Origin of the sequence: Nocardia sp. NPDC050408, from assembly GCF_044458905.1 — a bacterium.
Taxonomy (GTDB): Bacteria; Actinomycetota; Actinomycetes; order Mycobacteriales; family Mycobacteriaceae; genus Nocardia.
The window spans coordinates 69,151-92,242 of record NZ_JBITIL010000019.1 but is presented as its reverse complement, the minus strand read 5'-3'; the positions used below and the strand labels follow the sequence as shown (position 1 = coordinate 92,242).

Sequence of the window (23,092 nt, the reverse complement as noted above, 5' to 3'; positions counted from 1 at the left end):
CATGTCGGGTGCCCCTTCCAGTGTTACCTCAGGCGACGCGCCGCGCGCGCCGTGCGGTGGCGGTGGATAGCGACCGCGGTGGCGGCCGGCCCCACCGGCGAAATGCGTGCGCTACCGCCGATCGGACCGCGCCGACCTGCTCGATAGGCACCAGCGCGATCACCGGGAGGCCGGTTTCCTCGATGACCATGCGGGCACCGAGCGCCCCCGCCTCCAGCACGGCAGCCACCACCAGGTCCTGCTCAGGACTGCTCCACCCCGCATGCCGAAGGACGTCGTGTGCAGCGGTGAGCAGCGGTCCAAGGCCTCGCACGTCACCGGCGCGCAGCAGCGCTCCCGCCTGATCAGGCAGGCTGCGGCCACCGGCGTCGATCCGGGTCATCGCGGCGAAATCGCCCTCACCGAGGTGTCGGCGCACTCGGGTATCGACAATCAGCAGCCGAAGCCCCGCATCCCTCAACTCCAAAGTGAGGCGGTCCAGCGAGCCGCCGCGGCTGTCGCAGGCGAGCGCCTCACCACCGCCCAACAGCAGCGACGCGGCCACCAGTCCCGGCGCTGCGACGGCAACCGAGAATGCGTGGAGCCCGTCGCTGACCAGGTCGATCAGATCGGTGTCGGAAATTTCGAGTCCACACAGGTCGCGCAGGGCAAGTCCAGTCGCGCACGCCGCCGCCACCGGCACCGCCGGTCCGCTGCCGCGCGGAAGGTCGGTCTGGACGGTGATCGCCGCACCGCCCAGCGAATACCCGGACTCGCGAAATGCCCACACGACGGCCAGTGGTTCGACCGCCCAGTCCGGACCCGATGCGACCCCGCGGCCGGGCGAGTAGCTCGCGAAGTCCACCGAGGCCCGCTCGGCCAACCGGCTGAGCGATCGCAATTCGACGGTGTCGCCATCTCGTGGTTCGACGGCCACGATCGCACCCCACTCGGTCGCGGTCGCAACTGACCCGCCATTGTCGCTCAGCAAAGGGACAGCACCTGGCGCCTGCCAGATCCCGGCAGGATTCCGACCGTGGAGTTTCTGGTAGAAGTGCGCAACGAGCCGCAGGTCGAGGGCCGCATCCAGCTGCGAAACCAAGTCAGCCATGGTTACCTCCATGCCGCGCCTGGGCAAGCGAACGGTCCGCCAACTTCGCCAAGTGATCGGCCGCCGCCACGGCGCCACCGGCCGCTTCGAACGACGCCTGTACCTGCCGGGCAGCCGACCGGTAGGCCGGGTTGTCGAGCACCGCGCGGATGGCCTCGCGAAGCTCCGGCGTCCGCACATGTGCGAACCTCACCTGGACCCCCGCACCGGCGCACTCGATCTGTGCGGCGACGACGGGCTGGTCATCGCGGATCGGTGCAACGACCACTGGCAGGCCGTGCGCCAGTGCCTCGCAGACCGTGTTGTGACCACCGTGGCAGACGACGGCGTCAACCTTGGCGAGCAGCGACAACTGGGGTACGTACTCCCGAACCAAGACGTGCGGCGGGACCGAGCCGATCAGCGCCGGCGGAGCCGCGATGATCAGCTGCAATCGGTCCGCTTCATCGGCGACCGCGTCTACCAGCGTGCGGAAGAAGCGCCCGCCGGCTCCGGCATTCAGCGTGCCCAGCGACGCCAACACCGTGCGGCGCACCGGATCGAGCCAGTCCCAGGGGAAGGCCACATCCCGCAGCGTGGTGTTCAGAACCGGTCCCGGGAAGACGAAGTGTCCGGGAATACCGTCGCGTCGGCCGATCAGCGCCGTGGTCGAGTAGATCATGACCAGGTAGTCCGACCAGCGGAGATCAACTGGGTCGGTGACGCCGTGAGCGCGCTGGAAAGCTGCCATGCACTCGATCACCCACGACTCGACCTTGGGCATAGCGGCGAGCGGCCGGGTCAGCTCGGATGAGGTGGTCACCGAGGTCGCCCACGGCAACCCGGCCCGGCGTGCGGCTAGCGCACCCGAAAGCGCCTGCTGATCGGACACGATGACGTCCGGGACGAACGTGTCGATCGCGGCACCGACCGCGGGCAGCATCACGTGTCCGAGTGGAATCAAGAACTCTTCCCAGAAGAACTTGAGCTCCGCGATACCACGCAGTCGCAGCCAGCGCTCATGGAAGGCGCGCAGCCGTTCCTCGGATACCGCGTCCGCGACCGGGAAAATCCGGGTACCCGCCGGCAGCAGCGGTTCGAGGGCTACCCGGTGGCCGACCCAGGCCACTTCGTGGCCGCGTTCGGCAAGTTCTACCGAGATGGCCGCCGTTGGGTTGATATGCCCGGCCAGCGGCGGGACGACGAAGAGGAAGCGGCTCATCGTTGTGCACCCGCGTGCGAACCCAGCCAGGACACCACTACCTCGCCCAGCGGGTCGGACGCCTCCCGTAACAGAGTGTGGGCCAGCCCAGGCAACACCTTCACCGTGCAATCCGGGACCTGACCGGCCAGCTCGCGTGCAGCGCCGATCATGTCGGAACGCTCGCCGAACACCGCCAACACCGGACAGCTGATTTCGCCCAGCCGGACCGGGTCGACCACCGGCGCGGCGGCGAGGTCCTCGATCAGTGTCGTCTCGTTGAGCAGCGCGTTGATGCCGATGGCTTGCCTAGCCAACTTGCGCCATCCCACGGCGGCGCACTGTTCGCCGATCCGTTCGTGCTCATATTGCAGGCCAGCAACACTGAGCGTGTTGATCATGCGTTCCAGCCACTCACCGACGATCTCGCCGGCGAATCCGGCATCGATCAGTACCAGACCCGCTACGCGGTCGGGCCGAGCCAGCGCCGCATGCCCGGCGAGAATTCCGCCGTAGCTGTTGCCGATCAGGACAACCGGATCGTGGATATCCAGGGCGTCGAGGATCGCAAACAAATCCGCCACGGCGTCTTCGAGGCGATAGCCTTCCGGGGGCCGCTCCGACAGGCCCTGACCACGCTGGTCGTAAAGGATCACCTCGACGCCGGCCTTGGCAACCGGGTCAGCAAGTGTGTAGTAGAAGCTCGACAGGTCGTCGACGGCGAGCCCGTGCAGGCATACGGCCGTGTGATCGCCCGGGGTGTGCCGACGCCCCGCCGCCGATGCCACCCGCTGCACATGGAAGCGCACGCCGTTCGCGAAAGCCTCAGCCATCGGGCACCTCCAGGAAGCTGACCAGTAGATCAGCCAGTGGTCGCTTGGCCGCGACCTGCAGATCATGGCCGCCGGGCAGAACCCGCAAGAACATTCCCGGGCTACCTTGGGCGATTCCCTCGGCCGCCGCGCGGTACGGCGACTCGGCCCCCACGACCATCAGCGTCGGAATTTGGGCTAGTTCTCGCAGGCCGACGCCGGACAGCGGGGGTTCGGCCTCCAGCTCGGACAGGATCGATGTCTCCTCGATCAACCGACACAAAGCAAGTCCGGCCCGGTTCTGCCCGCCGGGGCGCGGCGATGCAGCACGTGCTTGCTCACGTGTCAGGCGGCTTTCATCACGTGTCCACCAGGGACGTGCGCCGTCCGCGAGCGGCGGATCGACGAGTGCCATTCGGGTGACGCGGTCGGGCTGGGCAAGCGCGAAGCGCACCGCGACGATCGCTCCGAAGCTATGGCCGACGATGGCGAACCGGTCCAGGTCCTCGGTCAGCGCGGCGAGGTCCCGCGCCATCTGGTTGGAGCCGTAGCCGGACTGCGTGCGCTCGCTCAGGCCATGGCCGCGCCAGTCGATAAGCCGGATTCGAGTTCGGGCGGCAAGGGCCGGAGCCACAGTCAGATACCAGGAGGCAAGGCTTGCGGTGAACAACCCATGCAGCATCACCACCCGCGGTCCCGACGACCCCAGCTCCACCGTGTGGAACCGTGCCCCACGTGCGGTCACGAACGCCATCAGTCGATCACCTCAGAGGGGCGCGCGAGGCACCCCTCGATATGGGAGACCAGGCGGCCGATGTCCATCGCCATGATCTCGTCGATGTCCATGTCGGCGACGAACTCGACGAAGTTGACCTGCTCGCCGTAGCGCTGCTCGAGCTTGCCCCCCAGCGCCACGAACTCGATGCTCTCCATCGCGAGGTCTTCGCTGAATGTCGTGGACGGGCTGATCTCGACATCCAGCAGGAAGTCCGCGCCGATCACTTCGGTGAGCATGCTGACCACTTCGTCGAAGACCCGGTGGTCGGTGCCATCGGCTGTCATAGCTGTCCCTCTCCTTCTTCCGAAGCCGGGTCCGTCCACGCCACGACGAATGCCGCATCCGCCTGTCCGACGAGGGTGGTCCGAACCCGCCAAACCGAGTGATCGGGGGACCTGAGGGTCACGGTGAGAACGGCGTCAGGCCCGCCGGTTGGGGTCGAGTCGGTGACCACGAGGTCGTCTGGGCATGTGGGCGGTCCCAGTGCCTCGACGACCGCCTGTTTGGCCGCGGAGAACGCGGTTGCCGACGTTGCTGGATCACCATCGCCGCGTTCGGTAAGCGCCTGAACGCCGATCCCGATGGGGCCTGTCCCGGCGAGTGCGACCCCGAGACCGGGTGTGCGCCCGCGGCAGTTGGTGTTCGCGATCGAGACCCGCAGGTCACGAGGGACCCGACCGCCGCTAACGTGCGGCGAGCCGGCCTCGCCGTCGACTACTGCGAGTTCACATGGATACATGGAACTGCCGCCGCGCGCCCACAGCCAGTTGCGCACGGCATCCTTGGCGGCGATCCGGCCGAGGAGCCAGCGCCGCTGCTCCATCGGATCGAGTCGGGTGTATTCGGCACGCTCGGCGGAACAGAGGTAACTACGCATGGCCAGCTCACGCGACCCGCTGTCCGGCCACCGTTCCTTGACCAAACACCAGCCGCCGGTTTGCATCTCGCCGACACCGCGGGACTCCGGTGCGAATTTCATCGGCCAGGTGACCTCGTCGCTGGCGAATCGATGGTCGGTCCAGCCCTCGATCCGGGCCCACAGCCGGCCCGAACTGTCGACGAGCTCGGAGTCGGCGCGGACTTGCTGGGCCGTGACCTCGCGGATCCAGACCATCTGGGTCAGCAGTTCTCCGACTTCGGGGTACGGACCGTACATATGAATCGCCGCGAAGCCCACGGGGAAAACTGTCTTGTCGGCGTCCAGGCTGATCTGCGCCCAATGCCCGATGAGTTGGCCCGCCGCATCGAGCAGCGCGCCCCGCGTCGGCAGGTTCACCAAAACGCCGCGATGGCCGTTTTCGGCGCTGCACAGGATATCGGCGACGCCGGCGAAACGTGGGCCATGGAAGGCCCAGTGTTCGGTGTACAACTCGGCCCCGTCGACCACAGGCGGGCGCTCACCGGTGAGCGGCTCGCAGCTCGGCGCCGGCGGCTCCAGGGGCTCTGCGGCGAGGAGGACCGTACCGCTCGAATGACCCTCGATCGTCACGGCGACTCGGTCGACGCCATCGGTCCCCCGGCCCTGTGCGACTGCCCGGATCGTCGCGGTCGTCGGCGGCGCCACGGACAGCCAGCGCAGGGCGCGGACGTTCGCCCACCCGATCACTGCGCGGCCGGGAATCAGGTCGCGAGCCGCGTCAGCCATCACCTCGAGCATCACCGTCAGGGGAACCACAGGGAAACCGTCGGAGGGGTCCGGCCAACCGGGAGGCACGGGCCGCAGCGAGTGGTCCGAGAGCTCGGGCATCCGCTCCAGCGAGAACACCTGGGTAGTGGTCGCTTTCACCTCGGTCACGGCATCGCCTGCGGAGGTGACCGGCACAGCCGGGACGCCGCTGGCTCTCCAGGCGTCGACAACCGCCTGGGCATCCGAAGTTACCTCGGTAACCAGGGCGTCCAGCTCAACGAGAACGGGGTGACCGGTGGCTCGTGCACCGGCCGACCGTTCGGACGAAGTAGTGAGCGGCTGGAGGGCTCCGTCAAAGCGGATCAGCGGGTTGCCCAAATCGAGTCGCATCGTTGTGACCTGCGGCCCTGCGGGCGGCGGGGTGCCGGGCAGCCGCTCGAACCGCGGTGAAAGTCCGGCCACCCACAGAGCGGCAGCAACCCTGCGGAGCTGGTCGAGCCCGCCACGCTTCGCAACGTCCGCGGACACGACCAGGTGCTCCTGGCCACGCAGCGTGTCCTCGATGAATCCGGGCAGGCTGCCCGGCCCGACCTGGACGAAGGCCACCACCTCTCGGGCATGCAAGCGCTCGATCAGTTGCCGGAACCGAACCGGCTCGATGAGATGCCGGATGACCAGCGCCCGGATCTCATCGGCGGCATCCGGGAAGGGTTCGAGGGAGGTGGCCGACCACACCGGAATATGGGGCCGTCCCAACGGGAGGCGGCGCAACGCCTCGTGCGCGGGCCCTAGGAAAGGCTCGATCATCGGCGAGTGGAATCCGGTACGGACCGGCACCATCTGGGCCAACACACCGACTCCGCGGAGTCGAATGATCGCAGCGTCGATGCGGTCCGGTCGGCCGCAGATGACCGACTGATGCGGGCAGTTGTCGTGCGTCAGGACGACACCGTCCGGGCCGATAAGCTCGCCGAGAGCGGACGTTGCCTGCGCGGCCGAGCAGCCGAGCGCCCCGTAGACCAAGTCGGGCGCGTTCGCGAAACCTGGCCGCAACGAGTCGAGGAATGCGTCAATTTCTTGGCGCTGGTACAGGCCGCCGACGATCATCGCGGTCCACTCGCCCAGGCTGTGCCCACTGAGAGCGCCGGGGACCACGCCGAGCTCACTGAGCGCTGCGGCGAGTATTCGACCCATCGAGATGAGGTCGACAGCCTGCTCGATGAAGTCGGTGCCGTGCCGTAACGCCGGCACAGGTAGCCCGAAGTGCGACGCCACTTCGTCCACGCGGGGCTCGAACCCAGCTTCCAGACCGGGGAAGACGAAAGCGAGGCCACCGGAGTCGGTGAGCAGGGGTTGTGGCGCGAAGTGGATGTCGTTTCGGCCCCGCCACGGCGTACCCCGAGCAACGATCTTGCGCGCCAACGCGAGCCGCTGATTATTCGGGCCGACGATGGCTAGCCGGGCGGGGCTGCCGTCGATGCGCGGGCCGGTGGCCGCCTGCGCGAGCAGCGCCTCGTCGTCGGCGTCGAGTTGGCGCGCGATATCTTCGGGGCCGGCCCCGGCGAGGAGCAGCAGGCATTCAACGGAACTGTTCCCATTCCGGCCGGAACGAGCATCGGCCTCGATGACGGCACCGGCAGAACCGGCGAGCCGCCTGCGAACTGTGTGCCCTTCGGACGGCTGCTCGACGATGACGTGGGCATTGATCCCGCCGAACCCGAACGCGTCGACTGCGGCTCGGCGCGGAACGTGTGCCCGGCTATCCCAGGGCCGAGCCTGAATGATGGGGACGAACCGGCTGCCGGTAAACCCGCGACGCGGGTCCTCGCAGTGCAGGGTCGGCGGCAGAACACCGTCATGGACGGCGCAGATGGCCTTGATCAGGCCAGCGATCCCGGCGGCCGGCATGGCGTGGCCGATCATGGATTTGACCGAACCGATCCCGATGTCCGGCGCCGCTGCAATGACCGGCCCGAAAACGCTGGTAAGGGTGGCCAGCTCGGCCTGGTCACCGGCAGGCGTCGCGGTGCCATGGGCCTCCATCAGACCGATCGCGTTCGGTTCGGTGGGGTCCAAGCCGGCGGATCGCCACGCCCGCTCCACTGCGAGCACTTGGCCCTCCATCCGGGGGGCCATCAGGGTGGCCGCCCGTCCGTCGCTCGAGACGCCCGTACCGCGGATCACGGCGTATATCCGGTCGCCGTCACGTTCAGCGTCGGCGAGCCGTTTGAGCACAACCATCCCCGTGCCTTCGCCGATGAGCAGGCCATCGGCCTCGCGATGGAACGGGCGAATCATCTGTCGGCGGCTGATGGCACCGAGCTGGGTGAAGACCGACCACATCACGATGTCGTGGGTGTGGTGCACCCCACCGGCGATCACCGTGTCGCAGCGGCCGGTGGCCAGTTCGGAGCAGGCCAGGTCGACTGCGACAAGCGCGGAGGCGCAGGCAGCATCCACGACATAGGCGGGGCCGTGTAGGTCGAGCCGATTGGCGATGCGCGAAGCCGCCAGGTTCGGCACCAACCCGATCGCGGCCTCGGGCCGATCGGGGCCGAGTTTCTCCTGGAAGGCCTCGCGCACGCGCACCAGTTCGTCCTCGGCAAGCCCCGGTACCAGCTCGCGGAGAGTCGTTACGAGCTGATGCGCCGTGCGAACCCGTTGGTCCAGGCGTGCGCCGGCCGCCGACAGGTAGCCGCCGCGGCCCACGATGACCCCGACTCGGCTGCGATCGTGCAGGTGGTCCTCGCCGCCGGCATCGGCAACCGCCTCGGTGGCCACGCGCAGCGCCAGCAGCTGGTCCGGCTCACTGCCCGCCGCCGCGACCGGCATGATGCCGTACGCCGCGGGGTCGAATGTCGCCAGATCATCGACGAATCCGCCTCGGCGGCAGTACATCCGGTCACTCGCGGCAGGCAAGTCCGGCTGGAAGTACGAGGGGTCCCAGCGGGTGGCGGGAACCTCGGTGATGGCGTCCACGCCCGCCACGATGTTTCGCCAGAACGCTTGGGCGTTCGGCGCAGCCGGAAACACCGCGCCGATCCCGACGACGGCGACGTCCTGGCCGGTGGGGCCCCGGCTCTCAGCCATCACGGGAACCATTGCGCCGCAGCCTGGCCGGTGCACCGGAATCGGCGCCGTACGCCTCGGGAGATCCACACAAGTACACGACTTGTGCGCTATCGCCCTGCGCCAGCTCCCGCAGAAGGCAAGCGACGCCCTCGTCGGGGTCGATCGCCTCGATGCCCCGGCGGGAGTACTCCCGCAACAGCTCAGCCGAGACCATGCCGCCCCCGGACGAGGTCCATGGACCCCAATCCACCGACACGACGCGTCCCGTGAAACGTTTTGCCCAGATGTGCGCGAGGGTATCGAGGGCGTCGTTGGCAGCCGCGTAATCCACCTGACCACGGTTGCCGTAAACGCCCGACACGCTGCCGAAAAGTACGAGGAAGGCAAGGTGGTCGGGGTCCACAGCGTCGGCGAGCGCCTTGGCCCCGTCGACCTTGGTCGAATAGACCCGTTCGAATCCCTCGGGACTCTTGTCCCGAAGCATCCGATCGTCCAGCACGCCCGCACCGTGGATCACGCCATCGAGCCGACCGTGTCGTTCGGAGATATTCTCGACGACACCGCGCACTCCGTCGGGATCTCGGACATCGACGGCGTGGTAGCACACGGAAGCGGCATACCGGTTCAGCTCTGCCATCGTGGAACGGATCTCCCGCTGAACGAGCAACTGGCGTGTGCGCACCTCGACCTCGGCCGGCGCCCGGGTACCCAGCTCGATCACGGCACGCCGCAGCGCTACCGAGTCGGGTGCGTCCGCGGTTGCGGGATCCTCGTCTTCGATCGGTTGCGGTGTACGACCCAGCAACTCGATACGGCACCCGCTGGCGCGGGCCAATCCGATCGCAACCTTGGCGGTGATGCCGCGAGCGCCTCCGGTCAACAGGACAACCGAGGAAGCATTCAGCCCCAGTTCCCGTTCCGCCTGTGCGCCTTGCACACGCTCCAGCGGGGCCGCCTCGATACGCCGGGAGACGCGCTCGCCGTCGCGATACCCGACAACTACGGGCGATTCCTCATCGGCCCCGAGCAACTCGGCCAGTAGGTGCGCGGCAATCCGCTCCGCGGCATCCGTGGGATCGACATCGACGGCGCGCACGACGAGTTCGGGGAATTCCTGCGCGATCGTTCGCACCAGCCCGTGCAGGCCTAGGCCCGCGGTTCGCCCGCCGTCCGGGGAAACCTGACCGAAGCGGCCGCCGAACGCGGTCACGACCAACAGCCGCTGAGCCCCGCCGAGGAAGACCTCGCGCATCTCGCCGAAGCCGCCTGGCAGCACGGGCGGCCCCTCCAGAGCGATGGCGCCCAGGTGAACGACCGTATCGGCGTCAGAAAGCGACCCGTGCCCGTTACCATCCGGCGACAGCAGTACCTCGGCGCCATGCCGTCGCAGGAGCCCTGCCAGTTCTCGGCTCACGCCGTGATCGGGGTTGATGATCGCGAACCGACGCCCGGCCAACAAGCTCGCCGGACCGGACCCGTTGGTGCCGCCTGGCGGGGGTAGCGGAGCGACCCGAACCACGTAACGCGAACAACTTGCTGCGGCAGGCGGTTCCGAACCGGATTGCTCGCTGTCCGTGGTCGCCTCGCTGGGCGCGGGTGGCCGAAGGGATTCGCCCACACGGGCCAGGAGCCAATCGACGATCGCTCGCAGCGTCTTCAGCTGGGCGAGTTCCTCAACGACCGACTCGTCGGGCGCGGCCGCGCTGAATCCCAAGAAAGATGTGTGCTCCTGTAAGGCGCCAACGATCTCGATGCGTTTGATGGAGTCGATGCTCAGATCGCCTTCCAGGTCGAGATCGGCTTGCAGCATGTCCTCTGGATAGCCGGTGCGTTCGCTGACGATCTTGCGCACCGCATCGAGTGCGCGCTCCGGCGTGACCGGGATGACGTCCGTGACCGCTGCAGCACTTTCCACGGCGACCAGGGCGGGGGCCTCGATAGGCACCGGCGTCTGCGCCGGTGGTGCCGGCAGCGGCGCGCCGAGGTACGCCAGCATGACGTCACGCTGGGCACCCATCACCTCGCGCGTGGACCGCAAGTACTCCAAGACCGCGCCATCACGGTCGGGTTCGGATCGCCCCGCCGCTGGAATGGGCTGGATTGCAAGTTCGCGGGCCGGCTTAAATGCACCTGGGAGGTACTCGCCTGCGGCGGTCCGGATCAGGTGGCCGTTCACGATCCATCCGGGTCGTCGCGCAACGGAGGACGTCGACACGGTCGTCGCGTCCCGGCCGTGGAACAGCGGCGTCAGGTCGACCGGCACGCCCGCCACCGCGAGCTCGCCGATTGTGAGCAGCAACCGGCGCAGCCCGGGCTCGCCCGGCACATCGCAGGCGACCGCCGTGTGCGGGCGCCCGGCGAGAATTTGACCGACCAGCCCGGTCAGCACTCGACCGGGTCCGGCCTCGACGAACACGCGAATGCCGGAGTCGTACATTGCCTCGATCTGGTCCGCGAAGCGCACTGGCTCGGCGAGCTGGCGCATGAGCATCGCTCGGATCGATCCGGGCACTCCCGGATACGGCGACGCGGTCGTGTTCGACCAGACCGGGATCGACGGTTCGGCCACCGAGTACCGGCCCAGATCGGCGGCCAGCTGCTCGCCAGCTCCGGCGACGACCGGGCTGTGGAAGGCGCACGCGACCTGAAGTTTGGTGGCCTTCAGCCCAATTTCGCCGAAACCGGCGATTGCGGCTTCGATCGCGGGAGTGGGCCCAGAGATGACAGTTTGCGCGGGAGCGTTGTGGTTTGCCACCACTGCACCTTGGCAGCCGGAGTTTCCGGCGAAGACGGCTCGGACCCGCTGCGGGGTTGCGGCTACGGCTGCCATCGCCCCTGGATCCCCGTCTGCCGCGGACACTGCCGCGGCGTGAATCGCCTCCCCACGCGCGATGCTCAGATCGAGCAACTCATCCGCATCGAATACGCCGGCCGCATACAGCGCGACGAGCTCACCATAGCTGTGACCCGCAACCGCGTCGGGCCGGACACCGAGCGAGGTAAGCAGCTGGTGCATGGCTATGCCCGCCGCTCCGAGTGCCCGCTGCGCGACCCTGGTGTCGGCCAAGGCGGCTCGCTGGCCTGCCACATCCTCCGGCGAGAACGCCGCGGGCGGGAACATCGCGCCGGCCACCTTGTCGTCGGCTATCAGAGTTCGCAGCCTGGGGAAGGCCACGAATAGGTCGGCGAGCATCCCGACCCGCTGTGAGCCCTGACCGGGGAATAGAAAGGCCACCTGTCCGGGCTCGACCTGCGGCGCGCGGACGTACAGTCCAGCGGAAGTATCGGTCTGGAACGCGCGGGCCAACTCCAATTTCTCGGCCAGTTCGTCCAGGTCACCGGCCACGAGTGCAACCTGTACCGGCACATCGGCGGTCGAGGGATGCCGCTCGGCCGTAAGTGCGAGGTCGCGCAGCCGCCAGGGCCGCCCCGCTGCGTCGTTTGCCGCAATCAGCTCGGCCAAGCGATCGATGTCCCGCACCGCCTCGGCCTGGTCGACACCGCGGAACAAAAACAGCTCGGCGGGCCATTCATCGAGGCCGTGCGCGGGCTCTGGTGCGCCGCCATAGCCAGCGACCACCGCATGGAAGTTGGTGCCACCGAAGCCGAACGCGCTCACCCCTGCGATCCGTTCGGCGGCCGGTGTGCACCACGGCCGGGCAGCTGTATCGAAGAAGAACGGGCTGTTCTCGCGCTGCCAGTATCCATTCGGATTCTGTAGGTTACCGGTCGGCGGGCGCACTCCCGCGTGCACTGCTCGCGCCGCCTTGATCAGGCTGGCCAAACCCGCAGCGCATTTGGTGTGCCCGATCTGGGACTTCACCGATCCCAGGGCACAGGCTCCGGCAGGTGCACCGGCCTCGGTCAGAAACGTCGTCAATGTGGACAATTCGGTTCGATCGCCGACAATTGTTCCGGTGCCGTGCGCTTCCATGAGGCCCAGCCGAGCGGGCGACACACCAGCCATGCGGTAGGCACGCTCCATCGCTAACCGCTGCCCCTCCGGCCGCGGAGCGGTCAATCCGCGCGAGCGCCCATCACTGGAGCCGGCCAGGCCCTTGATCACCGCGACAATGTGGTCGCCGTCGCGTTCGGCGTCGGTCAGACGCTTGAGCACTACGCACCCAACCCCTTCACCGAGCGCGATGCCGTCCGCCGCACCATCGAACGTGCGGCACCGACCGCTCTTCGACAGCGCGCCGACCGCGGCGAAAAGCAGGTAGTCGCAGATGCCGTTGTGGGTGTCGGCGCCACCGCACAGCACCATGTCGCTCGTTCCGGCCTGTAGTTCCTTGCATGCTGTGTCCAGGGCCGCCAGCGATGAGGCGCATGCCGCGTCGACCGTGTAGTTGACGCCGCCGAGGTCGAGCCGGTTGGCGATACGGCCCGCGAGCACGTTGCCGAGTACGCCCGGGAAGCTGTCTTCGGTCAAGGCGGGCAAATGAGCATCCAACGCTTCCGGCAGGGTCCCGAAGTAGCTGGGGAACAGGGAGCGGAAGCCGTACGCGGTGCCGAGGTCGGTGCCCGCCTCCGTGCCGAACACCACCGAAACGCGTTCCCGATCGAACTCGCGACCAGTGCCCCCGCCGCCGGCCCTGTCATCCAACACCCGGTATCCGGCATCGCGCAGCGCGCGGGCGGCCACCTCCAGCGCGAGCAGTTGCACCGGTTCGATGGCGGCGAGCGATGCGGGCGGGATACCGAATTCGAGTGCGTCGAACGGCACGTCGGGTAGGAAGCCGCCCCATTTGGACGGGGTCTTACGCCCGCCGGCGTGTCCAACCGCTTCCGGGTCGTAATACAGCTCGGGATCCCACCGGTCCGGCGACACCTCGGTAACGGTGTCCCTATCGCTGACAATGTTCGTCCAGTACCGCGCCAGATCCCCGGCCTCCGGAAATACACCGGCCATTCCGATGATCGCCACATCCAATGGTGCTGCCGCACGCTCTCGGGGCGAACCGAAGTCGGCGTCGAAGCCCAGCTCGGCCGCGCGCGCGCCGAGAAGTCCGGTGGCACCCTCGCTCACCTGGGAGTGCAGCACGGGCATCGTCGTTGTGGCAGACCGCAGTGCAGCGACGTCGCCGATCATGACCATCCCGTCGGCACGCTGGATGTCCTCGCCGACCGGGACGATCTGCTCGCCCTCGCGTCGCAGCCCTTTACTGGCAATGCGCAGCCGGCCGAGGTTCAGTTGCTCCAGCTGCGCCCACATCTGTTGCTGTGGTGCCCGATCGGCGACGAGCTGTCGCTTGGTGTCCTGGAAGGCCCGCACATAGGGCGAGTCTGCGCACCGGGTGGAATGCCCGGGCGAAGTCTCGAGGAGCACGGTGCCGTCGCACTGCAATGCCGCCTGCTGGAAGGTCGGCATGATGGCGCCCGCCGCCACCGCCTCCTCGGTAAAGAGGTAGGCGGTGCCCATCAGCACCCCGATCCCTGCGCCACGCTCGACCAGCGGAGCGCCCAAGGCTGCCGCCATCGCCGCGGATCGCTCATCGTGAATTCCGCCCGCGAAGAGGATCTGCAGGTCCTCGAAGAATCTTTCATCGGCGGCTCGCTCACCGAAAGCGAGCAGGTGTTCCACCTGGACATCCCACAGTGCGAAGCTGCTGCGCGGACCGACATGGCCGCCGCACTCGCGCCCTTCGAATACGAACCGCCGCGAACCCTGCGCCAAGAACTGGTCGAGCAGCCCAGGCGAGGGGACGTGCAGGAATGTCGGGATGCCTGCCGCCTCGAGCTCCGCCCCCTGCGAGGGCCGTCCGCCCGCAATGAGCGCATACGGCGGACGAATCGCGAAGATCGCCTCCATCTGGGCATCCCGTACCTCACCCGGGACGAACCCCAAGATCCCGGCTCCCCAAGGGGCGTCGCCCAGCAGGGCTGCGGTCTGTTCGAGTAGCGCCTTGGTCTTTTCGCCGGACAGCAGCGACAGCGCGAGGAACGGAAGACCGCCGGCGTCGGCGACGGCTGCGGCGAACGCCGACTTGTCGCTGACATGCGTCATCGGTCCCTGTGCCACGGGATACCGCAGGCCATGTGCCGCGGCGAATACCGCCCCCGCCGCCAGGGGCCGGCGTTCGACAACGGTGTTCAGGTCAGCGGCAACCGAGGCGCGTACCGCTTGGACCACCGCTGCGGCGGTGACATACCGCTGCGCCAGCCCTGCGGCCACGGCGCCTTCCTGGCCGACCGGCAGCAACTGAGTACGCAGGTCACGCGCACCGAGTCGCGCGGCCGGATCTGGTTCGGTCGCGCCCGCTCCAGCTACGGGCAAGTCGGGGCGTACGTAGATCCGATGACCGCCGACGACCGCCGTCTCGCTGCCGTCCATAGCCCGGATCGCGGCGGCGACGGCGGGGGGCAGATCCATTTCCGCTACCAACGCCAGCTGGGCGTCCAGCACCACCCCTACTGCCCCACCGGCAATGGCGGCCGCTGCTGAATGCACCCCGATTCCACCCGCGGCCCAGACCGGCACGGTAATTCGCGGCTCGGACAAGAGCTGTTGCAGCAGCACGAATGTCGTCAACTCTCCGACTCGGCCACCCGCCTCACATCCCCGGACGATCAGGCCGTGTGCACCGGCCGCCACTGCCGTGCTCGCCTCGGCCAGCGAGACCACCTCGGCCAGTAGCCGCTTGCCCATCACACCGGCGGTCCGCCACGGCGATTGGGCACCCGGTGACAACAGGGGTGCTGGCAACACAATCGTGTCGACTCGGTCGGGCAGATCGGCGGGAGTGAGGTCGCAGCCGGAGGGGACCCGGACGCCGAAAGGTCCCGTCCACCACCGGCACACATCCGCTAGACCGGCACGTGCGATGTCCGGCCTGCGCCCGAGGTCGAGGACGCCCAGCCCACCGGCACGCTCCACCGCCACAACCAACGCTGCGTTCGGCTCCGTGAATGGGGTGACGACGACGACGAGATCTCGCGTATTCGGTGTGCTAGGCATATGCATCTTCCTCCGCGATGGACATAAGATGCGCCGGCCGTACACGCTCACGCGTCCGGCAATTTTTCGACCGAACACAAATGCTACTCGCTGGGGGCAGGCGCGCCTACCCCCGCGAAAAAGATAAAACGGAGCGGCCATGCACGAAAACCGTTCCTGCGCCAGCGCGGTAGCGCGCTGTCGAGGCCGCGATAGACACACCAACCGCCTCCTACGACGGAGGATGCAATGCCTGCAACCGAGGAAGGGTAAAATGCCGCGGCCATGCGGAACAGGTGAGAATTATGGTCTATTCGAGGATTACCATCTCACCCTCGCAAGGGCGGAGCACTGCCGTACTCGGCCGCGCACCACCAGCACCAGAAGCACTGTGCTGCAGCTAGATTCGATGGGATGACGAGGTGGGCTCAACGTTTATCGACATCGCCTAAAGCCCTCTCCGGAATGGCGGGTTACATGGCTACAAATCTTCGGTACGCATTGATCGCCGGAGTCACGCTATGGGGATTAATCTTCAATAACACCCGTGCCGATAAGCGAAATGTCGCCAATCAGGAAGATACTCAGAATAATAATGTCGAGTTAGCCCACGACGCAGCCGAACAGCGTGAACTCGCCAAGTGACGAAGAGAGTCTGCCATATCAAATCCGTTCACCGATCACAGGAATTATTGGACTCTAGGCCACGAGTTGGATTGACGGCGAAATCATCTCGTACCCGATCGAGGTGCGCATGCGCAGGGCAGAACGACGGCGCTGACGGTTGTGGAAGATCTCTTCGGCGGCGACGGAGGCCGCCAGCGCCGCCAATTCGGCTACACGCGAAGGGCCTTCGCGGACACCGTCATCGAACCCACTGGACAGCCATGCCGCGGCGGCATCGTGGCGCGGTGTCGTGGCCAGGGCGGATCGCATCAGATGCCAGAAGGTTGCGCCTCATCGCCGGAATTCTCACACCGACATCCGGACGCATCGAAACCAGCGGCGCGGTGGGTTATCTGCCGCAGACGCTCACCCTCGGCCGGGACACCACCATCGCGCAATTGCTCGGAATCGCAGGCAAACTCGCGGCCTGCGCGCAGTCGAGGCGGCGCGGTCGATGAGGTGCATTTCGAAACGATCGGCGACGATTGGGGCATCGAATCCCGTGCCGACCAGGCGCTGCATGAAATCGGTTTCAGCGCAGCCGATCTCGACCGCAAGGTAGTGGAGATCTCCGGCGGCCGGACGGTGCTCATCGCGATCACCGGACTGCGGATCCAGCGCACGCCGATCACCCTACTCAACGAGCCGACGAACAATCTCGACCGCGAAAGGCGGTAGGGTTTTCCGTCCTTGGCCGCACCGTCGAAATCGCTGGCGATGGTGCTGGCCGGCACGGGACAGCGGCGACGTTCACAGCCGGAAGCCGTCTCACCTCCGGCCAGCGACCGAGCCGGAGTGCCCTGGAGACGTGAGGTTCGGCGGTGTTCGGCCGCTGGGCCATGCGATGTCGTCAACGGCGAGAAACGGCTCGCCGGCCACGGTCGCGGGGGTCGCCCCGGTGAACGCCATGACGTCCCGATGTAGGTGGGACTGGTCGGCGTAGCCGGCTTCGGCCGCGACTTGGGCCGCGCCTTCACCCGCGATCAGGCGGTGGGCGGCACGGTCGAAGCGAACCAGCTTCCCGGCGCGCTTGGGCGGCAGGCCGAGCTGCGACCGGAACCGGGACCACAGCCGCTTACGGCTCCACCCGACCTCGGCCGCGAGTCCGTCGACCCGGGTCAGGCCATGGCTGCCGACGATCCGGTGCCAGGCCCAGGCCACCTCCGGGTCCACCAGCGGCCCCGCCTCATGCCGGCGGGCGAGCATCGCGTCCATCAACGCGAAGCGATCCTGCCACGACGAGACATCGCCCAGTCGTTCACGGATCCGCGACGCCTCCCGGCCCCACAGGTCCTCGAGGGCCAGCACGGTGTCGTCGAGGTCGGTGGGGGCGACGCCCAGAACCGCGCGTGCGATCACGGGGGACAGGCGCACCTGCACGCACTCGACGTTCTCACCCCACGCCCAGAGCGCGCCTCCGGACCCGACCCCCGGCCCGGCCACGACACTTCCTCGCTGCTGCCGTCCGGCGGCATCGCCCACGACCGGTGAACCGGCGCCGAACTCCACGAGCAGCGTCACGGCCGGGTGCGGGACCATCCGGAGCGCGTCCAAGTCACGAACACGGAACCCGGCCATGGTGACACCGACCACCCGGCTGGGCTGCCGCGGGCACGCGACACCCCACACAGCCGCATCGTGCACGAACGTCCGCATCGTCCCATGCTAGTGAGTCGATGGAGGGGAACATTTGTCCAATACGCCGGTGTGTGTTGGCGGCGACAGTGGGCTCATGACTGTTTCTGACGGCGGACCGAATGTGAATGGCGGCGCCGAGAGTTCAACCCTGCCTGTGGATGACGGTGACATCTACGTGTGCCAGGACGGCCCTCATGACGCCCCCACACTCCTGCTCATCCACGGGTCCGCCTCCTCGACCCGATCGTGGGACCCGATAGTTCCGCTGCTGACCGGATCGCACCGCGTCATCCGGATCGACCTGCTCGGGCACGGCAGGTCGGCCAAACCTGCCGACCGCAGCTACGCGCTCCCGGACCAGGCACGCAGGGTCGGCGCGGCCCTGGACCGGCTCGGCGTCGAGCACACCATAGTCGTGGGCCATTCCAGCGGCGGCGCGGTCGCCACCGCCCTCGCCGAACAGCGCCACGACCTGGTGACCGCGCTCGCATTCATCAACACCGGTCCAAGCCTGGACGCCTTCATCGCACCGGAGTCCGCCGCATTCGGGCCCGCGCAGTGGCCGCCGAACGACGAGCAGCTCCGTCAATTCGCGAGCACCGGTTTCAGCCGCGCGGGCTACCAGATCTCACAAGAGCTCCTGGACGAGGTGCGCGCCATGACCTTTCACACGCTCACCGCGACGATGCAGGCCACCCGCCATTACATGGAGCAGCAGGCGCTTCCGGATCGGCTGACGGTCCTGGGCAAGCCGCTACTGGTGATCTTCGGTGCGGACGACCGCAGATGGCGATCCTCATCCGCTTCCGCCTACCGAACTGTTCCGGGCGCGAAGGTCGAGTTACTGCCCGGTCTCGGGCACTCGCCCCTGCTCGAGGATCCGCCGCGGACCGCTACTCCCCTGCTGGCCTTCACCGCGATCCACGCCGTACGGGTGGACTGAATGAGGGACAGGGCCCAGGCGGAGATGCGCGAGCGGAAGTTCCACTTCGGGTTGCACCGCGTGCTGGACGGACTCGATGCGCGCCGAAATGCTCGACTCACCCTGAGTGGGTGCGGGTTACCACAACCGAACCCCCGTATCGGCTACGGTTCACGTCGCACCAACCTTCGTGATCCCTCAGGTCGAGAGGCGAAGTCTGTTGTCGGTGAACCTGTTCTGGCGTTCGATGTCTGTAGTCGCGGTGTCCCTGCTGGTGGCTGCGCCAGCCTACAGCCAGGCCGACCCGGTGGACGACGCCCTCCCGATCGGGTTGGACCGGTTCTATCACCAGCGGCTCGAGTGGAAGCCTTGCGGCGTCGAGAATGTCGACAAGGCCGGTGGCGAGTGCGCGGATGTACTGGTGCCGCTCGACTACGGGAATCCCGACGATCGCACAATGACCGTGGCGATTTCGCGGGTGAAGGCCGGCGATCCGCTGCAGCGGCGGGGAATTCTGCTGTCCAATCCGGGCGGTCCCGGTACGGAGGGGCTGGACAGTCTGGATCTGCTCGGTGATGTGCTCTCGCCGGAGGTCTTGGCGAGTTACGACCTGATCGGCATGGATCCGCGCGGCGTCGGCGAATCCGGTCGGAGTCCGCGGTGCGGGTGGCCGGTAGGCGAGATGATTCGGTCGGCGGGTCTGGATCCGCTGGGATTCGTGCACGACACCGTTCAGTCCGCGGGGATGGCCGTGACCTGCCTGATTCGTGATCCGAACAAGTTGAGGCAATTCACCACTCGCAACACCGCGCGTGACATGGACATTGTGCGAGGCGCCCTGGGTGAGGAGAAGGCCAACTTCTACGGCGTGTCCTACGGCACCTACCTCGGTGCCGTGTTCACGCAGATGTTCCCCGAGAGGGTTGACCGCGTCGTGCTCGATAGCACGATCGACCCGGACCGGTATTGGGAGGGCTTGGTTCAGGATTGGGGTCCGGCAGACGAGATCGCGCTGGACGACTGGGCCGGCTGGGTTTCCGGTCGGGATGACGAATTCCGGCTCGGTGCGACTCCACAGCAAGTGCGCGCGAAAATCGAGGAGCTCGTTCGTATCGCCGCACGCCAACCGATTGTCATCGATGGGTTTGCCATTGACGATCATTGGCTTCCGTTCATCCTGCACGGATTGCTGATGAACTTCCGGCTGAACGAAGCGATGGCCGCCACTGTGCGCGAGATCGCCGATGCCGCGGGCGGTCCGCCCACTGCATCGCGAACACCCCGGCTTCGCGCCATCGTTGAAGCGCTGCGCGACAATGAGAACTCGGTGCTTGCGGAGATCGCCTGCGGCGATGTCGGGGCACCGATTGATCCGACCTGGTACTGGCGCAACATCGAAGAGACCCGTGCCACGCAGCCGGTGTTCGGCGCGCTGGCGAACAACATCCAGCCGTGTGCCTTCTGGTCTCGCCCGGTCGAGCCTGCGACTGTCGTCCGGAATTCGGTGCCCGCGCTCATCTTGCAGGCGACGGGGGATCCCCGGACTCCTTATGCCCACGGCGTCCGATTGCATCAGGACATGTCCGAGTCGCGGATGGTGACGCTGCAGGATGTCCGTATCCACATGACATTTCGGCCCGAACTCAGCAGCTGCGTAAATCGCGCGATCAACACATACTTCAGCCTGGGAACCATGCCGGATACCGACATCACCTGCTACGCGGATCATTCCACGCCCTAGTTGTACTGACCGTGACGGGTTTCGTCGGATTCGCACCAAACACACTCTCCTGGCACATACCACGCCGCGCTGGCAAGCCAGCCCGGTTGCGAGAATTTCAGACGACCACAGCTCGCCCTTTCCGTGCGAGAACTGTTGCAGCACAATGGATGTGACGGTTACGGAATCAGTACGAGCTTGCCCGGTGCGTGTCCGGCGATGCCGACCTCGTGAGCTTTCGCGGCCTCGGCGAGCGGGAAGGTGGTATCGACGATGACGCGCAGCGCGCCGGACCCGGCCCGCTCGACGAGTTCACCGCGGGCGGCGGCGCGGACTTCGGTGCCCGCGTCCTGCCCCGGCCCGTAGCCGAGCAGCTTGATGCCGGCCGCGGCACGTCGTGGCGACCCGGCGATCGAGGCGATCCGGGTGCGGTCGGCCACCAGCTCCAGCGAGACGTCGAGCGCCTCGTCGGTACCGGCGAAGTCGACTGCGGCGGTGATGCCCTGCGGCGCAGCGGAGTTCACCCGGTCGGCGAGCCCAGGGCCGTAGACGACGGGGATGGCGCCGAGCTCGCGCAACAGTGCGTGGTTGCGCTCGGCGGCGGTGGCGATCACCGTCGCCCCCGCAGCGGTGGCCAGCTGCACGCCCATCAGGCCAACCCCGCCGGCCCCGCCGTGGACGAGCACCGTGTCGCCGGCACCTACGCCTGCAGCGTGCAGCGCGTGGACGGCGGTGGTGCCGGTCAGCATCAGCGCCCCGGCCTGGGCCCACCCGATCCCCGCGGGCTTGGTGAAGATCGACGTGGCCTGGACCGTGACGTAGTCGGCGTAGGCGGCCGTCACGGGGTACACGATGACCTCGTCCCCGACCTGCACCCCGGTTACCTCCGCACCAACCTCGGTGACGACGCCCGCGCACTCCAGACCGATCGAGGGCATCGAGGCGGCGACCCCGGCGGCGTCCTTGTGGTCGTCGTCCACGGCGTGGAAAGCCCCACTGTAGAGCTTCCAGTCGATCGGGTTGACCCCCGCGGCCCGGACCTCGACGACCACGCCCCCGGCGGTCGCGCGCGGAGTCGGCACCTCGGTTACGGCCAGCACATCGGGTGTGCCGTAGGCGATTGGACGCACGATTCTGGGCATGACTGGGCTCCTGTCCTGGTGGGGTGGCAGTCGGCACTGCCCCGCGAAGGGTGGCGCGACCTATCGGTTGTCTCATCGGGAGCGGCACATCCGCTGTCGAGAACTCCCGCGGATCAGTATTGACCCACCCAGGCATGATCTGCAGCGCAACATCGGTAAGGAATACTTGCGTGGCACGCAACTCAGGTCCGGCCCGGCTGTGCGGCGAAAGCACCAGCTGACGAGCCAGTCACCGCAGCCAGGCCGCTGGCCGAGAGCCTCTCGGCGTGCTGAAAGACCAAGACACCCAGACCAGTTCGGTCCGGCATCGAAGAAGACGGTCGGCGACGCTGGTCATCGAACAACGCGACAGCCTCGTCGAACCGGCCCGCACACCTCGGGATAGAATTCGAGCAACGCCTGCGCGCGACCCCCGCGACGCGCAGATCTTGCGACTCGAGGCCGACAACCGCGCACTCAGCGAACAGCTCGCCCAGGCCAGCGGCAGAACTCACCGAATTCCGGACCCGGGCTCTTGCAGAATCGCCGCCCAGCACGACGAAATCCAGCGAGACTCCGCACCGCAGCATTCTCAAATCCGACCGTGACCGCCTGCCACCTCCACGGCAGCAGGTCATCGGCCCAGGCCGAAGGGATGCGCCGAGAAACCGAAACCACAAGTACGACAAGTAGATCCACCCGCTACCCAACCGAAGCGAGCCGACAATGACATGGTCGATACCACGAATCACCACCGGTGCTGAACGACACCTGCTCGAGAGCATGCTCGACCGCAACCGGGCCGAATTGGTCAACACAGTGCGCGGTCTGTCCGAAGAAGACGCCCGCCGCCGGCTCGTTGCGTCGATGACAACCCCGATCGGACTACTCAAGCACGCCGCGGTCGCCGAACGGATCTGGTTCCAGCACGTATTGGCGGGCCTACCCAAGAGCGAATGCGACGGCGGCACGACACCGGGCGACACTAGTTTCGTCGTCGACGACAGCGAGACCTTGGCCGACGTAATCGCCGAATTCGAACGCGCCAGCGACCGTTCCCGCGTGATCGCCGCCGAATTCGACCTCGACGACATCAGGACACACCCGCGCGCCGGCGACGTCAACCTCCGATTCATCTATCTGCTCGCCATCGAGGACTTCGCACGTCACGCCGGCCACGGCGACATCCTCCGCGAGCAGATCGAACATCCCGCCGCGCCGAGCACCGATGTCCCAGAACAGCGCTAGCCGAGCGACCTATGCCGAATCATCCAGACGGAAAAGCAGCACACTCACGCGTTCACGTCGCACGTCTGCACGCCGCGAATCGATGCAGCGCAATCACCGCTGCCGTCGATGTCGTTGCAGGAGCCCCGCTCGGCGTTTCAGGAACCATTGCCATCGGAGTTGTGCGACAGCGGCCAGTTCGTCATCCTTCGCCGGAGGGATCCAAGTCGTACTCATTCGTGAATCCAGGCACAGCGCAGCGCATTACGCGGTCGAGTCAGGGCCCGACCGGCCCGTTTCGG

General features: G+C 67.2%; 14 protein-coding genes and 1 pseudogene. 5 read left to right on the top strand and 10 right to left on the bottom strand.

Annotation, left to right across the window (positions count from 1 at the left end):
- Positions 1-28: 28 nt before the first annotated feature.
- The 7 genes from ACIBJI_RS35285 to ACIBJI_RS35255 are packed head-to-tail and all read right to left on the bottom strand — an operon-like array spanning position 29 to position 15,517.
- Positions 29-1,090: a hypothetical protein gene (locus ACIBJI_RS35285; RefSeq protein WP_396956405.1), complete on the bottom strand. Its 1,062-nt coding sequence runs from the start codon at positions 1,088-1,090 to the stop codon at positions 29-31.
- A complete protein-coding gene (locus ACIBJI_RS35280) occupies positions 1,083-2,291 on the bottom strand; it encodes a nucleotide disphospho-sugar-binding domain-containing protein (protein WP_364344946.1) in 1,209 nt (402 codons plus the stop codon). Before ACIBJI_RS35280 ends, ACIBJI_RS35285 begins: the two co-directional genes overlap by 8 nt.
- Positions 2,288-3,058 (bottom strand): alpha/beta fold hydrolase, encoded by a 771-nt coding sequence (locus tag ACIBJI_RS35275; RefSeq protein WP_396956407.1) that lies wholly within the window; start codon positions 3,056-3,058, stop codon positions 2,288-2,290. The genes ACIBJI_RS35280 and ACIBJI_RS35275 overlap by 4 nt, the downstream gene beginning before the upstream one ends.
- 37 nt (positions 3,059-3,095) lie before the next feature.
- A complete protein-coding gene (locus ACIBJI_RS35270; protein ID WP_364344952.1) occupies positions 3,096-3,836 on the bottom strand; it encodes an alpha/beta hydrolase in 741 nt (246 codons plus the stop codon).
- The gene (locus ACIBJI_RS35265) at positions 3,836-4,144 is read right to left on the bottom strand and encodes an acyl carrier protein (protein ID WP_364344955.1); all 309 of its coding nucleotides are present in this window, start codon (positions 4,142-4,144) and stop codon (positions 3,836-3,838) included. The genes ACIBJI_RS35270 and ACIBJI_RS35265 overlap by 1 nt, the downstream gene beginning before the upstream one ends.
- Positions 4,141-8,577 carry a beta-ketoacyl synthase N-terminal-like domain-containing protein gene (locus tag ACIBJI_RS35260; RefSeq protein ID WP_397087661.1) on the bottom strand — a complete coding sequence of 1,479 codons (4,437 nt, stop codon included), beginning with the start codon at positions 8,575-8,577 and terminating at the stop codon, positions 4,141-4,143. Before ACIBJI_RS35260 ends, ACIBJI_RS35265 begins: the two co-directional genes overlap by 4 nt.
- Positions 8,570-15,517 (bottom strand): SDR family NAD(P)-dependent oxidoreductase, encoded by a 6,948-nt coding sequence (locus ACIBJI_RS35255; RefSeq protein WP_397087659.1) that lies wholly within the window; start codon positions 15,515-15,517, stop codon positions 8,570-8,572. Before ACIBJI_RS35255 ends, ACIBJI_RS35260 begins: the two co-directional genes overlap by 8 nt.
- A 393-nt stretch (positions 15,518-15,910) precedes the next feature.
- Here ACIBJI_RS35255 and ACIBJI_RS35250 point away from each other — a divergent pair, with 393 nt between their 5' ends.
- On the top strand, positions 15,911-16,141 hold the full coding sequence (locus ACIBJI_RS35250; RefSeq protein WP_364344964.1) for a hypothetical protein: 231 nt from the start codon (positions 15,911-15,913) through the stop codon (positions 16,139-16,141).
- Between the two features lie 54 nt (positions 16,142-16,195).
- Here ACIBJI_RS35250 and ACIBJI_RS35245 read toward each other — a convergent pair whose 3' ends face one another.
- Positions 16,196-16,432: a hypothetical protein gene (locus ACIBJI_RS35245; RefSeq protein ID WP_364344967.1), complete on the bottom strand. Its 237-nt coding sequence runs from the start codon at positions 16,430-16,432 to the stop codon at positions 16,196-16,198.
- Here ACIBJI_RS35245 and ACIBJI_RS35240 point away from each other — a divergent pair.
- Positions 16,384-16,837 (top strand): annotated as a pseudogene (locus tag ACIBJI_RS35240) (ATP-binding cassette domain-containing protein); the annotation flags it as partial. The gene ACIBJI_RS35245 and the pseudogene ACIBJI_RS35240 sit on opposite strands and share 49 nt — an antisense overlap.
- Positions 16,838-16,930: 93 nt before the next feature.
- Here the strand turns inward: ACIBJI_RS35240 and ACIBJI_RS35235 are convergent.
- Positions 16,931-17,818 (bottom strand): helix-turn-helix domain-containing protein, encoded by an 888-nt coding sequence (locus tag ACIBJI_RS35235; RefSeq protein ID WP_364344970.1) that lies wholly within the window; start codon positions 17,816-17,818, stop codon positions 16,931-16,933.
- A gap of 76 nt (positions 17,819-17,894) precedes the next feature.
- Here ACIBJI_RS35235 and ACIBJI_RS35230 point away from each other — a divergent pair, with 76 nt between their 5' ends.
- Positions 17,895-18,743, top strand: a complete 849-nt coding sequence (locus ACIBJI_RS35230; RefSeq protein ID WP_397087656.1) for an alpha/beta fold hydrolase — start codon at positions 17,895-17,897, stop codon at positions 18,741-18,743.
- A gap of 205 nt (positions 18,744-18,948) precedes the next feature.
- On the top strand, positions 18,949-20,463 hold the full coding sequence (locus tag ACIBJI_RS35225) for an alpha/beta fold hydrolase (protein WP_397087707.1): 1,515 nt from the start codon (positions 18,949-18,951) through the stop codon (positions 20,461-20,463).
- 158 nt (positions 20,464-20,621) lie between these two features.
- Here ACIBJI_RS35225 and ACIBJI_RS35220 read toward each other — a convergent pair whose 3' ends face one another.
- Positions 20,622-21,584 carry an NADP-dependent oxidoreductase gene (locus ACIBJI_RS35220; protein ID WP_364344976.1) on the bottom strand — a complete coding sequence of 321 codons (963 nt, stop codon included), beginning with the start codon at positions 21,582-21,584 and terminating at the stop codon, positions 20,622-20,624.
- Positions 21,585-22,289: 705 nt separating this feature from the next.
- On the opposite strand from ACIBJI_RS35220, the gene ACIBJI_RS35215 reads away from it, so the two are divergent.
- On the top strand, positions 22,290-22,811 hold the full coding sequence (locus tag ACIBJI_RS35215; RefSeq protein WP_397087653.1) for a DinB family protein: 522 nt from the start codon (positions 22,290-22,292) through the stop codon (positions 22,809-22,811).
- Positions 22,812-23,092: the final 281 nt, after the last annotated feature.

Bases quoted from the DNA above. Each gene is read 5' to 3' on its own strand.
- ACIBJI_RS35230 (WP_397087656.1), top strand. From the start codon at position 17,895: ATGACTGTTTCTGACGGCGGACCGAATGTGAATGGCGGCGCCGAGAGT.
- ACIBJI_RS35235 (WP_364344970.1), bottom strand. From the start codon at position 17,818: ATGCGGACGTTCGTGCACGATGCGGCTGTGTGGGGTGTCGCGTGCCCG.
- ACIBJI_RS35280 (WP_364344946.1), bottom strand. From the start codon at position 2,291: ATGAGCCGCTTCCTCTTCGTCGTCCCGCCGCTGGCCGGGCATATCAAC.
- ACIBJI_RS35245 (WP_364344967.1), bottom strand. From the start codon at position 16,432: ATGCGATCCGCCCTGGCCACGACACCGCGCCACGATGCCGCCGCGGCA.
- ACIBJI_RS35215 (WP_397087653.1), top strand. From the start codon at position 22,290: ATGACATGGTCGATACCACGAATCACCACCGGTGCTGAACGACACCTG.
- ACIBJI_RS35260 (WP_397087661.1), bottom strand. From the start codon at position 8,577: ATGGCTGAGAGCCGGGGCCCCACCGGCCAGGACGTCGCCGTCGTCGGG.
- ACIBJI_RS35270 (WP_364344952.1), bottom strand. From the start codon at position 3,836: ATGGCGTTCGTGACCGCACGTGGGGCACGGTTCCACACGGTGGAGCTG.
- ACIBJI_RS35255 (WP_397087659.1), bottom strand. From the start codon at position 15,517: ATGCCTAGCACACCGAATACGCGAGATCTCGTCGTCGTCGTCACCCCA.
- ACIBJI_RS35285 (WP_396956405.1), bottom strand. From the start codon at position 1,090: ATGGCTGACTTGGTTTCGCAGCTGGATGCGGCCCTCGACCTGCGGCTC.
- ACIBJI_RS35265 (WP_364344955.1), bottom strand. From the start codon at position 4,144: ATGACAGCCGATGGCACCGACCACCGGGTCTTCGACGAAGTGGTCAGC.
- ACIBJI_RS35250 (WP_364344964.1), top strand. From the start codon at position 15,911: ATGACGAGGTGGGCTCAACGTTTATCGACATCGCCTAAAGCCCTCTCC.
- ACIBJI_RS35220 (WP_364344976.1), bottom strand. From the start codon at position 21,584: ATGCCCAGAATCGTGCGTCCAATCGCCTACGGCACACCCGATGTGCTG.